Genomic DNA, 11967 nt, shown 5'->3' with positions numbered 1-11967 from the left:
CATCAGCCCAGCAGACGGGCCAGATCGTTGTACAGGGCAATGGACATCAAGCCCACCAGAACCGCCACACCACCCCGCTGCAGTCTTTCCTGCCAGCGGTCGGACACGGGGCGGCCCACCATGCCTTCGTAAATGTAATACATCAAATGCCCGCCATCGAGCATGGGCAGGGGCAACAGGTTGAGCACCCCCAGGCTGACGCTGATCAGGGCCAGAAACAACAGGTAAGGCACGCCGCCGGCATCGGCAGAGCGACCGGCATAGTCGGCAATGGTGAGGGGGCCGCTGAGGTTTTGCAGCGAGGCCTGGCCAATCAGCATCTTGCCCATGACCGACAGGCTCATGCCCGAAACCTCCCAGGTTTTCTCCAGCGCAATGCCCAAGGCCCCCAGCACCGACCGATCGACCACCACTTGCAGCGGCGGAGAGCCGATGTAGGCCCCCACCCGCCCCACGGGTTGGCCCTGCCGCTGCTCCAGTGCAGGCTGAACCTGCAACTGGATGACGTGTGCACCACGCTGCACCGACCAGAGTTGCACAGCGGGTGCGCCATGCCGGGCACTGGCGGCGATGAACGACCGCAGTTGCTGCCCGTCGGCCATGGCATGGCCATCGACGCTGAGCACGCGGTCCCCGGCCCTCAGGCCGCCCCGCTCCGCCGGGTCACCCGGCTGGACCTTGGTGATGACGGGATCGGTCATCGGGCCGGTGAATCCCCACAGGCGCAGGGCATGGTTGGCGTCATCGACCCCCAGGCTGCTGACACGCAGCAGGCGTTCTTCCTCGCGCCCGCCAGGGCGCTCAACCTCCAGCACCACGGTGTGGTCTCCGCCCTCCAGGGCGATGCGGGTGAGCTGCCAGCCCAGGTCTTCATACGTCTGCACCGCCACGCCGGGCTGATCGTCCCAGCGCAGGGCCTTCACCCGGTCGCCACCCAGCACGCCCGCCCGATCGGCAGCGGACTCCGCAGCCGGAGTGGCCAACACAGGCTGGGTCTGCGACAAGCCCCACCAGTGCACCCCCGTGTACAGCAGGATGGCCAGGCCGAAGTTGGCCATTGGCCCAGCGGCCACAATGAACGCGCGCTTGACCAGCGGCTGGGTGTTGAATGCCTGGTGGCGTTGGGCGGCATCCACCGGGGCTTCGCGCTCGTCGAGCATGCGCACGTAACCGCCCAGCGGCAATGCCGACAAGGCGTATTCGATGCCGGTGCGAGGTGAGCGCCACAACCACAACACCGGCCCCATGCCAATGGCAAAGCGCAGCACCTTGACCTTGCACGCCAGCGCAGCCCGGAAATGGCCGTACTCGTGCACACCGATCAGCAGGCCGAGGCCAACCACAAACGCCATCAGGGTGGACAACAATCCCATGGGCAACCGTCAACGAGTCGCGTGGACCACCCACGCCTGGGCCCAGACCCGGGTGGTGCGGTCCAGTTCCAGCACATCGTCCAGTTGGCTGGGCGTGCCCACCGTGATGTGAGCCAAGGCCTCGGCGTTGAGGACCGCAATCTGATCAAACCGGATGCGCCCGTTCAAGAACGCATCCACCGCCACTTCATTGGCGGCATTCAGCACCGCCGTGTGGCCCTCGCCCGCGTTCAAGGCCTGCCAAGCGAGCGGCAGCCCCGGAAAGCGGGAGGCATCAGGCGCTTCAAAAGTAAGAGCATTCAGCGCTTTGAAATCAAGCGCAGAAGCCCCGGAATGCATGCGATCCGGCCACGACAATCCGTAGGCGATGGGCACCCGCATGTCGGGCGTGCCCAGCTGGGCCACCACCGAGGCATCGTGGTACTCCACCATGGAGTGAATCACGCTCTGCGGGTGGATCACCACCTCGATCTGGGATGGAGCCACGCCAAACAGGTAACGCGCCTCGATGACCTCCAGCGCCTTGTTCATCATGGTGGCGGAGTCCACCGAGATCTTTCGCCCCATCACCCAATTGGGGTGGGCGCAGGCCTGCTCTGGCGTCACGCTGTGCAGGGTGGCCGGGTCGCGCTGGCGAAACGGCCCCCCTGACGCGGTGAGGATGATCTTGCGGATACGGCCAGGCCAGGTGTTGCGGTCTTCGGGCAAGGACTGGAACACCGCGGAGTGCTCGCTGTCGATGGGCAGCAGCGTCGCCCCGCCCGCCTGTACAGCGGCCATGAAAAAGCTGCCACCCACCACCAGGGCTTCCTTGTTGGCCAGCAGCAGGCGCTTGCCCGCACGGGCCGCGGCCATGCAGGGCGGCAAACCGGCGGCGCCCACGATGGCGGCCATCACCGCGTCCACACGCTCGTCAGCGGCCACCTCGCACAAGGCCTGGGCACCGGCCAGCACCCGTGTGGGCAAGCCCAGGTCGGCCACACGTCGGGCCAGTTCGGCGGCATGCGGCTCGCTGGCCATCACGGCGTACACCGGACGAAACGCCTGAATCTGCCCCAGCAACACATCCACCTGGGTGGATGCGGTCAACGCAAACACCGCAAAACGGTCGGGGTGACGGGACAACACATCGAGCGTGTTCTGCCCGATGGAGCCTGTGGCCCCCAATACACACACTTGAAGACGGTTCAAAGCCTCACCCCAGGAAACACATGGTCAAGGGCAGAACGGGCAACAGCGCGTCCACCCGGTCCAACACGCCGCCGTGCCCGGGCAGCAACTGGCTGGAGTCTTTCATGTCGGCACTGCGCTTGACCAGGGACTCGACCAGGTCACCCACCACGCTCATGGCGCTCAGCCCCAGCAAAGGCAGCGCGGCCCACAGGTCATAACGCTGGTACAGCACGGTGTACAGGCTGGGGGCCTCGGGTTGGATGCGGGCATCCACCGCCACCCACACCGCCGCCACCAACAACACACCCAAGGCACCGGTGAAGGCCCCTTCCCAGCTCTTGCCGGGACTGATGGACGGCGCCAACTTGCGCCGCCCAAAGGTCTTGCCCCCGAAATAGGCAAACACGTCAGCCGCCCACACCAGGAAAAAAATCGAGAGCAAAGAGTTGTTTCCAATAGAGCGCTGGAGCCCCAAAACAACCCAAACCAAGGCCAGCATCACACAGCCCAGCACCAGGCGCAGGGCTTGAGGCAAACGCCCCCAACCGGCCACACCTTGACGCAACAACCACGCACCGCCCAGCACCCACACGACCGAGGCCAGCCACCAGACCCATCCGGGCAGCGCGGTCAGCTGCAAGCCCCAGGCCAACATCAACACCATGCCCACGACGGCGGCCATGAACAACGCCGCAGCTTGGCCGAGGCCGTTCAAACGCCCCCACTCCCACACGCCTGCGGTGACAAACACCCCGGCCAGCAGCGTGAATGGCAAGGCGGACGGCGCAAACAGGGCTGGCAGCACAATGGCCAGCAGCACCAGCGCGGTGATGATGCGTGTCTTCAGCATGTGCCGCGCCCTCCGTCGCCGGGTTTGCAAGGGGCCACTTGCTCGGAGGTCTTGCCAAAGCGGCGCTCGCGCTGCTGAAAGGTGGCAATGGCCTGATCCAGATGATCCCCGTTGAAGTCAGGCCACAGCACGTCGGAGAACACCAGCTCGGTGTAGGCCATCTGCCAGATCAGGAAATTGCTGATGCGCAACTCCCCCCCGGTGCGGATGAACAGATCGGGGTCGGCCACATGGGCCAAGGACAGGGCCGAGGCCAGGGATGCGTCGGTGATGGGCGTACCCGCCTGCCGCAAGCGCTCGGCCGCCTGGCAAATGTCCCACCGCCCACCGTAGTTGAAACAGACGTTGAGCACCAGGCGCTGGTTGCCCGCGGTCAGACGTTCGGCATCCAACAGCCCTTGGGCCACCTTGGCCGACAAACAGGAACGGTCACCGGGAAAATGGATTTGGACGCCCCGCTCATGCAGACTGGGGACTTCGCGCGTGAGGGCCAGCGCCATCAGGTCCATGAGGCCCGACACCTCGTCTGCAGGGCGGGACCAGTTCTCGGACGAAAACGCAAACACCGTCAACACACGGATGTTGCGGTCCAGGCACGCCTGCACCGTGCGGCGCAGGGCTTCAACCCCTTGTTTGTGCCCGGCCACCCGGGGCAGGAAACGCTTCTTGGCCCAACGGCCATTGCCATCCATGACGATGGCAATGTGCCCCGGCTGGGGCGCAGTGGAATCGGCCACCCGAACTGTCGCCCGGGTCAGACGGCCATGATGTCGGCTTCCTTGCCGGACACCAGTTTGTCAACGTCCGCGATGTAGCGGTCGGTCATCTTTTGAATGTCGGTTTCGGCACGACGCTCGTCGTCTTCCGATGCCAGCTTGTCCTTGACCAGTTTCTTGACCGATTCGTTGGCGTCGCGGCGCAGGTTGCGGATGGCCACCTTGGCGCCCTCGCCTTCGCCACGGACCACCTTGGTCAGTTCCTTGCGGCGCTCTTCCGTCATGGGGGGCAGCGGCACGCGGATCAGGTCGCCCTGGCTGGCGGGGTTCAGGCCCAGATCGGACTCGCGGATGGCCTTTTCGATCTTGGCCCCCATGCCTTTTTCCCAGGGCGCCACACCGATGGTGCGGGCGTCCAGCAGCGACAGGTTCGCCACTTGCGACAGGGGCAGCATGGAGCCGTAGTAATCGACGTGCACGGTGTCCAGGATGGCCGGGTTGGCTCGTCCGGTGCGGATCTTGGTCAGGCTGTTCTTGAACGCCTCCACCGACTGTTGCATCTTGTGCTCGATGGTGGACTTGATGTCTGCGATGCTCATGCGGTCACCTTGAGGTACAAAAACAAAACGGTTCAGACGTGAACCAGGGTGCCTTCATCGGCCCCCAACACCACACGGCGCAAGGCACCGTGCTTGAAAATGCTGAACACCTTGATGGGCAGCTTCTGGTCACGGCACAGCGCGAACGCCGTGGCGTCCATGACCTGCAAATTCTTGGCCATGGCCTCGTCGAAGGTGATGGTGGCGTACCGCGTGGCCGAGGGATCCTTCTTGGGATCGGCGGTGTACACCCCATCCACCTTGGTGGCCTTGAGGACGATTTCAGCGCCGATCTCGGCCCCGCGCAATGCGGCGGCGGTGTCGGTCGTGAAGAACGGGTTGCCGGTGCCTGCGGCAAAAATCACCACCTTGCCCTCTTCGAGGTACTGCAAGGCTTTGGGGCGGACATAGGGCTCCACCACCTGCTCAATGGCAATGGCCGACATCACCCGGGCCACCAGGCCCGCTTTTTCCATGGTGTCGCCCAGCGCCAGAGAGTTCATGACCGTGGCGAGCATGCCCATGTAATCGGCCGTGGCACGGTCCATGCCCACGGAACCACCCGCCACCCCGCGGAAGATGTTGCCACCGCCGATGACCACCGCCACTTCAACGCCCAGACGGGTCACATCCGCAATCTCTTCCACCATGCGGACGATGGTGGCCCGGTTGATGCCAAAGGCATCGTCACCCATCAGGGCTTCACCAGAAAGTTTGAGGAGGATGCGTTTGTAGGCGGGCATGTGTCGGCGGGTTTGGGTGCGGAGAAATCTGAATTTACACGATCCCGCCGGGCCTTCAGGCACCGGCGGAACAGGGAAAGGGCCGATCAGGCGCCCTTGGCAGCAGCCACTTGGGCGGCGACTTCAGCGGCGAAGTCGTCCACCTTCTTCTCGATGCCTTCGCCCACCACGTACAGGGCGAAGCCCTTGACGGTGGTGTTGGCGGCTTTGAGGTACTGGCCCACGGTCTGCTTGCCGTCGGCGGCCTTCACGAACACCTGGTCCAGCAGAGAGACTTCCTTCAGGTACTTCTGAACGGAGCCTTCGACCATCTTGGCCACGATGTCGGCGGGCTTGCCGGATTCGGCAGCCTTTTGCTCGGCCACGGAACGCTCCTTGGCGATCAGGTCAGCAGGCACGTCGGCGCTGGACAGCGACACGGGCTTCATGGCAGCGATGTGCATGGCGGTGTCCTTGGCGGCGGTTTCGTCACCGTCGAACTCCACAACCACGCCGATGCGGGTGCCGTGCAGGTAGGACACCAGCTTGGAAGCACCGCTGTAACGCTTGAAGCGGCGGAAGCTCATGTTCTCGCCGATCTTGCCGATCAGGCCCTTGCGCACTTCTTCCAGGGTGGGGCCGAAGCCGTCTTGGCTGTAGGCCAGGGCGCCCAGGGCTTCGATGGACTCGGGGCTGTTCTTGGCGGCCAGCTCGGCGGCGGCCTTGGCCAGGGCCAGGAAGCTGTCGTTCTTGGTGACGAAGTCGGTTTCGCAGTTGACTTCGATCATGGCACCCGTGGTGCCTTCGATGAAGCTGGCGACCACGCCTTCGGCGGTCACGCGGGAAGCAGCCTTGCCAGCCTTGGTGCCCAGCTTGACACGCAGGATCTCTTCAGCCTTTGCCAGATCGCCATCGGCCTCGGTCAGGGCCTTCTTGCACTCCATCATGGGGGCGTCGGTCTTGGCGCGCAGTTCAGCGACCATGCTTGCGGTGATAGTTGCCATTTTTCTCTCCAGAGACAAGGGTGAACGCACAGGCGTCACCCGATTTGATTGAAAAAAAGGGGCTCAGCGAGCCCCCTTGCATGACGGGAACCGGCCTCAGGCGGCGGATTCTTCGTTGACTTCGACGAACTCGTCGCTGTCACCCGACACGGCCTTGACCACATCGTTCACGGCGTTGGCACGGCCTTCCAGGATGGCGTCGGCGATGCCACGTGCGTACAGTTCCACGGCCTTGGCGGAGTCGTCGTTGCCGGGGATGACGTAGTCGATGCCTTCGGGAGAGTGGTTGGTGTCCACCACGCCCACCAGCGGAATGCCCAGCTTCTTGGCTTCGGCCACGGCGATCTTGTGGAAACCCACGTCGATCACGAAGATGGCGTCAGGCAGAGCGGCCATGTCCTGGATGCCGCCGATGTCTTTTTCCAGCTTTTCCATCTCGCGGCTGAACATGAGCTGTTCTTTCTTGCTCATGCTGTCCAGACCGGCTTCCTGCTGGGCTTGCATGTCCTTCAGGCGCTTGATGGAGGTCTTGACGGTCTTGAAGTTGGTGAGCATGCCGCCCAACCAACGGGTGCTGACGTAAGGCACGCCAGCACGGGTGGCTTCGGCCACCAGGATGTCACGGGATTGACGCTTGGTGCCGACCATCAGGATGGTGCCGCGATTGGCGACCAACTGACGAACGAACTTTTGGGCGTCTTCGAACATCGGCAACGTCTTTTCGAGGTTGACGATGTGAATCTTGTTGCGATGACCGAAGATGTACGGGGCCATCTTGGGGTTCCAGAAGCGGGTTTGGTGACCGAAGTGGACACCGGCTTCCAGCATTTCGCGCATGGAGACTGCCATGATGAGGTCTTTCTGAGGTTGGGTCTGAAGCCAGAACTGACCCGAAGCGCAGAGAATGTGTAAACCCTGCGGTTCAGGCACCTGATGTGTCTGGCCTGCGATTGTTCTGCTCCAAGCACACCATGTGCCAACAGCAAAACCCCACGAGTATACCAAGTCAAACCCATGAGAATCCGGGTCACCGCCTGCACCGAGCCCCTGCCCCTGTTCGACGCCGCTGCCACCCGGCACATGGAACAGCTTGCCACGCAGGGCCTGCCCCCTCACACGCTGATGCAACGTGCAGGCCAATCCGTGGCCGACATGGCGCGGGCCGTGGCCCCGCATGCACGCCACATCTGGATTGCCTGCGGCCCCGGCAACAACGGCGGCGATGGCTTGATGGCCGCTGCGCTGCTGCAGGCGTGGATGCAGGCCAAGGGCGGCCAGCTCACCGTGACCTTGCACGCCCGCCCCGAGCGCTTGCCGCCCGACGCCCGCTGGGCCCTCGACCAGGCCCGAGCGGCCGGCGTCCAACTGTCCGATGCCCCGCCGGAACACTGCGACCTGGTGATTGATGCGCTGCTCGGCCTGTCCAACCAGGCGCGCGCGCCCTCTCCTGCCGACCCGCACGGTTTGACGCAAGCGCTCAGGCGCATTCGCCAGGTCGGTGACACCCTGCTGTGTGTGGACACGCCCAGCGATCTGGATGCCTTTCGTGGTTCAATAACCATAGCTGAAATGCCAATCAATGAAAGCGCCACAAGCATTTTTTGCTTGACATTTTTGACGCTCAAGCCTGGGCTCTTCACGAACCACGGGCAAGATTTGGCGGGCGAGGTTTGGTGGGACGACCTGGGGGTGACACCCTCCAGCGCCTCCGACTCCACAGAGGTCAGGCCATGCGCACGGTGGATGCCCCCAGCAGCAACCCCAACACAGCACCTACCACGTCATGCCTCCCACAAGGGCACGGGCGGTGATGTGTGGGTGCTGGGCGGCCAATGCGAACGCGGGGGCGCCCACATGCTGGGCGCCGCGCTGCTGGCGGCCCGCGCTGCCCTGCAGGGTGGCGCGGGCCGGGTGTATGTGGCCCCGCTGGACCCCGACAACCAGCACACTGTGGACCCCGGCCAGCCCGAGTTGATGTTTCGCCACCTGGACCTGCCCCACGCCACCCGCCACGGCTTGCCTGCGGGCGTGTGGGTGGTGGGGTGCGGCGGGGGCGAGCACATCAAGCCCTGGCTGGCGGTGGCACTGTCCAGCCTCCACCCCTTGGTGCTGGATGCCGACGCCCTCAACCACCTCAGCCAGCAACCTTCACTGCAGACCGCGCTGGTGCAACGCGGCCTTCAAGGGGCGGCGGTCACGGTGATCACCCCACACCCCCTGGAAGCCGCCCGACTGCTGAGCACCACCACAAGCCAAGTGCAAAACCAACGGTTGGAAGCCGCACAAACCCTGGCCGAACGCTGGGGGTGCGTCTGTGTGCTCAAGGGCAGCGGCACCGTGGTGGCCGCCCCTGGGCAAATGCCCTGCATCAATGGCACGGGCAACGGCAAGCTGGCCACCGCAGGCACTGGCGATGTTCTTGCAGGCTTGCTGGGGGCCTTGCTTGCGCGCACCTTGCACGGAGCGACCACCCCCGACGCTGCACGGGCCGCAGCGGCACAAGCCGCTGTTCACGCGGTGGCGCTGCACGGCCAAGTGGCCGACGCGTGGCCTTCGACCCAACACCTCACAGCCAGCGCACTGGCGCAAGCCCTCGCCCCGTGAGCCGCAAGGAGCCACCCTGCCCCGCCCGCATGGAAGGCGGGGACGCATCAACCGGCGAGCGCCTCACCCAATCAGCATCAACGCCACCTGAATCAGCACCAGCAGCACCAGCCCCGACAGGTCCACGCCGCCCACGGGCGGAATGATCCGCCGCAGCGGGGCCAACCAGGGCATCAACAGGCGGCTGAGCCACCCCTGCACGGGTGAATACGGCTGAACCCAGGACAACACCGCGTGGGCCAGCACCAGGTACATCAACAACCGCAGGGCCGTCACCAGCAACAGCTTGAACGCCAACCACACCGTGGTGACCCAGACCAGTGACACATCCAGGCCATGGACACCCATCCCCATGCTCAGGATCCACTGCCACAGGATGGCTTGCACCAGAACCAACAGCACCGCCGCCACCATGCTGGCCACGTCCCAGCGCGAGCGTTGCCAAGCGGGAGGCAGCAAACGCCGCAGCGGCATGACCAGCCAACCGCTCACCGCCAGGATGAAAGGCCCGGGTTGCTGCGCCATGCTGATGCGGGCGTGGTTGAGCCACGCACGCAACAAACACGCGCCCACCAGCACCAGAAACACCAGATCCAGCAAAAACATCAACACATTCATGCACCGACTCCACAGGTCATGGCTTCAGCCCTTGCGTTTGCGCGACTTGCCCGATGCCGCCCCACCCGCCCGTGAGGGCGACCGGGAAGACGTTTTCTTGTCTGCCCGTTTCGCCCCATTGCGCGGGGAAAACGGCTCTTCGGGCACCGCCTCACCCCCCTCTGCCGCCACTCGACGCGTGGGCTTGCCGCCCTGCCCTTGCTTGTCACGGCGGGCCGATGCCCAAGCATCGTCTTGCTCGCGAACCAACCGGAAGTCGATCCGCCGCCCATCCAGGTCCACCCGGCTCACCTGCACCTGCACGCGGCTGCCCAACTGGTAGCGAATGCCCGTGCGCTCACCCCGCAGCTCCTGGCGGGCCTCCTCGTAGCGGAAGTACTCGCCACCCAGTTCGGTGATGTGGACCAGACCTTCGACGTACATGGCATCCAGCGTGACAAACACACCAAAACTGGTCACCGCCGACACCACACCACTGAACTCCTCACCCAGGTGCTCACGCATGTAGCGGCACTTCAGCCACGCCTCGACATCGCGGCTGGCCTCGTCGGCCCGACGCTCGTTGGCACTGCAATGCAAGCCCGCAGCCTCCCACCCCAGCACCTCCCCCGACACACGCTGGGTGGACTTGTGCGTTGCGTCTGCCGACTTGGAAGCAACCTTGCGGCTCAACTTCTGGTGATGCTCCCCCGGCACCGGCAAGACCGGCAACCGATAGGTCGAACTCGCCAGAATGGCCTTGATCACCCGATGGACCAACAAATCCGGGTAACGCCGGATGGGGCTGGTGAAGTGCGTGTACGCCTCAAAGGCCAAGCCGAAGTGTCCACTGTTGTGGGGGCTGTAGATGGCCTGCTGCATGGAGCGCAACAGCATGGTGTGGATCTGTGGTGCATCAGGCCGATCCCGGGTGCTGAGGGCAATGTGCTGAAACTCACCCGGCTTGGGTTGATCGCTCAGGGACGCCTGCACACCCACCGATTTGAGGAAGGCGCGCAGGGTTTCCAGTTTTTCGGGGGTGGGGCCTTCGTGCACCCGGAACAAGCCCTGGTGTTTGGACTGCGCAATGAACTCGGCCGAGCACACGTTGGCCGCCAGCATGGCTTCTTCGATCAGCCGGTGCGCCTCGTTGCGCACCCGGGCCACGATGCGCTCGATGCGCCCGGACTCGTCGCAGACGATTTGCGTCTCGGTGGTGTCGAAATCCACCGCACCCCGCCGCTGTCGAGCCCCCAAAAGAGCCCGGTACACGTCTTGCAGGTCCAGCAAATGCGGCACCAGCGCCTTGCGCTGCGCCGCCTCCGGCCCCCGCGTGTTGGACAGGATGGCCGCCACCTCGGTGTAGGTGAAACGGGCATGGCTGAACATGACCGCCGGGTAGAACTGGTAGGCATGGACATCGCCTGTCGCGGTGACCAGCATGTCACACACCATGCACAGTCGCTCGACGTCGGGGTTCAGTGAGCACAAGCCGTTGGACAGCTTTTCCGGCAGCATGGGGATGACGCGCCGCGGAAAGTACACGCTGGTGGCACGGTCGTAGGCATCGACGTCGATGGCCGAACCGTTTTGCACATAGTGGCTGACGTCGGCAATGGCCACCAACAGACGCCACCCCTTGCCCCGCCCCACACGGGCAGACTGGGCAAACACGGCATCGTCAAAGTCACGGGCGTCTTCCCCGTCAATGGTCACCAGAGGCACATCGCGCAAATCCACCCGGTTCAGCCGATCTTCGGGTTGCACCGAGTCGGGCAACGCCCGCGCTGCGCCCAAGGTCGATTCGGAGAACACATGCGGCACCCCGTATTTGCGCACCGCAATTTCAATCTCCATGCCCGGGTCATCCACCTCCCCCAGCACCTCGACCACTCGGCCGACGGGCTGGCCATACAGTGCGGGCGGCTCGGTCAGCTCGACCACCACCACCTGCCCCGCCTTGGCCTTGGACAGTGCGCCCTTGGGCACCAGGACATCTTGTCCGTAACGTTTGTCTTCAGGTGCCACCAGCCACGCCCCACCTTCTTGGAGCAGGCGCCCGATGATGGGTTTCTTGGATCGATCCAGGATCTCGGTGACACGCCCTTCAGGGCGGCCACGTCGGTCACTGCGCACGATGCGGGCCTTGACCCGATCCTGATGCAGCACCGCACGCATTTCGTTGGGGGGCAGATAGATGTCCGGCGCACCGTCATCGCGGGTCACAAAACCGTGACCATCTCGGTGACCGAGCACGGTGCCCGTCACTTCATCCAGGTAGTTTTTTTGTTGTGTCATTGTTTCTGATGTTATACTAACGTTTTTCCTG

At 64.2% G+C, this 11967-nt stretch carries 11 protein-coding genes; 1 reads left to right on the top strand and 10 read right to left on the bottom strand.

Annotation, left to right across the window (positions count from 1 at the left end):
- Positions 1-2: 2 nt before the first annotated feature.
- The 8 genes from rseP to rpsB all read right to left on the bottom strand — a co-directional run bounded on the left by rseP (position 3) and on the right by rpsB (position 7286).
- Positions 3-1367 carry an RIP metalloprotease RseP gene (gene rseP, locus ACYVB7_RS12690; protein ID WP_460508354.1) on the bottom strand — a complete coding sequence of 455 codons (1365 nt, stop codon included), beginning with the start codon at positions 1365-1367 and terminating at the stop codon, positions 3-5.
- Between the two features lie 15 nt (positions 1368-1382).
- Positions 1383-2564 (bottom strand): 1-deoxy-D-xylulose-5-phosphate reductoisomerase, encoded by a 1182-nt coding sequence (gene ispC, locus ACYVB7_RS12685; RefSeq protein ID WP_460508157.1) that lies wholly within the window; start codon positions 2562-2564, stop codon positions 1383-1385.
- A gap of 4 nt (positions 2565-2568) precedes the next feature.
- Positions 2569-3396 carry a phosphatidate cytidylyltransferase gene (locus ACYVB7_RS12680; RefSeq protein WP_460508155.1) on the bottom strand — a complete coding sequence of 276 codons (828 nt, stop codon included), beginning with the start codon at positions 3394-3396 and terminating at the stop codon, positions 2569-2571.
- On the bottom strand, positions 3390-4133 hold the full coding sequence (gene uppS / locus ACYVB7_RS12675) for an undecaprenyl diphosphate synthase family protein (protein WP_460508153.1): 744 nt from the start codon (positions 4131-4133) through the stop codon (positions 3390-3392). The genes ACYVB7_RS12680 and uppS overlap by 7 nt, the downstream gene beginning before the upstream one ends.
- A 17-nt stretch (positions 4134-4150) precedes the next feature.
- Positions 4151-4711 (bottom strand): ribosome-recycling factor, encoded by a 561-nt coding sequence (gene frr / locus ACYVB7_RS12670; protein ID WP_460508151.1) that lies wholly within the window; start codon positions 4709-4711, stop codon positions 4151-4153.
- Between the two features lie 32 nt (positions 4712-4743).
- On the bottom strand, positions 4744-5454 hold the full coding sequence (gene pyrH / locus ACYVB7_RS12665; protein ID WP_460508149.1) for a uridine monophosphate kinase: 711 nt from the start codon (positions 5452-5454) through the stop codon (positions 4744-4746).
- An 86-nt stretch (positions 5455-5540) separates the two neighbouring features.
- Positions 5541-6437 carry a translation elongation factor Ts gene (tsf, locus tag ACYVB7_RS12660; protein WP_460508147.1) on the bottom strand — a complete coding sequence of 299 codons (897 nt, stop codon included), beginning with the start codon at positions 6435-6437 and terminating at the stop codon, positions 5541-5543.
- 96 nt (positions 6438-6533) lie between these two features.
- Entirely contained in the window at positions 6534-7286 is a 753-nt protein-coding gene (gene rpsB, locus ACYVB7_RS12655) for a small ribosomal subunit protein uS2 (protein WP_460508146.1), read from the bottom strand.
- 165 nt (positions 7287-7451) lie between these two features.
- On the opposite strand from rpsB, the gene ACYVB7_RS12650 reads away from it, so the two are divergent.
- On the top strand, positions 7452-9041 hold the full coding sequence (locus ACYVB7_RS12650; protein WP_460508144.1) for a carbohydrate kinase family protein: 1590 nt from the start codon (positions 7452-7454) through the stop codon (positions 9039-9041).
- A 63-nt stretch (positions 9042-9104) separates the two neighbouring features.
- On the opposite strand, the gene ACYVB7_RS12645 is transcribed toward ACYVB7_RS12650, so the two are convergent.
- Together ACYVB7_RS12645 and rnr are read right to left on the bottom strand one after the other, a co-directional pair.
- Complete coding sequence (locus ACYVB7_RS12645; protein ID WP_460508142.1) at positions 9105-9659, bottom strand: YggT family protein; 555 nt, start codon at positions 9657-9659, stop codon at positions 9105-9107.
- 24 nt (positions 9660-9683) lie between these two features.
- On the bottom strand, positions 9684-11936 hold the full coding sequence (gene rnr, locus ACYVB7_RS12640; RefSeq protein ID WP_460508140.1) for a ribonuclease R family protein: 2253 nt from the start codon (positions 11934-11936) through the stop codon (positions 9684-9686).
- Positions 11937-11967: the final 31 nt, after the last annotated feature.

It is taken from the genome of Hydrogenophaga soli (assembly GCF_054777695.1).
This window is presented reverse-complemented; position numbering and strand designations above follow the sequence as displayed.

What these genes read in the sequence shown, in the direction of transcription:
- rnr (WP_460508140.1), bottom strand. Translation starts at nt 11,936, where the DNA reads ATGACACAACAAAAAAACTACCTGGATGAAGTGACGGGCACCGTGCTC.
- ACYVB7_RS12645 (WP_460508142.1), bottom strand. Translation starts at nt 9,659, where the DNA reads ATGAATGTGTTGATGTTTTTGCTGGATCTGGTGTTTCTGGTGCTGGTG.
- pyrH (WP_460508149.1), bottom strand. Translation starts at nt 5,454, where the DNA reads ATGCCCGCCTACAAACGCATCCTCCTCAAACTTTCTGGTGAAGCCCTG.
- ACYVB7_RS12680 (WP_460508155.1), bottom strand. Translation starts at nt 3,396, where the DNA reads ATGCTGAAGACACGCATCATCACCGCGCTGGTGCTGCTGGCCATTGTG.
- frr (WP_460508151.1), bottom strand. Translation starts at nt 4,711, where the DNA reads ATGAGCATCGCAGACATCAAGTCCACCATCGAGCACAAGATGCAACAG.
- rpsB (WP_460508146.1), bottom strand. Translation starts at nt 7,286, where the DNA reads ATGGCAGTCTCCATGCGCGAAATGCTGGAAGCCGGTGTCCACTTCGGT.
- ACYVB7_RS12650 (WP_460508144.1), top strand. Translation starts at nt 7,452, where the DNA reads ATGAGAATCCGGGTCACCGCCTGCACCGAGCCCCTGCCCCTGTTCGAC.
- tsf (WP_460508147.1), bottom strand. Translation starts at nt 6,437, where the DNA reads ATGGCAACTATCACCGCAAGCATGGTCGCTGAACTGCGCGCCAAGACC.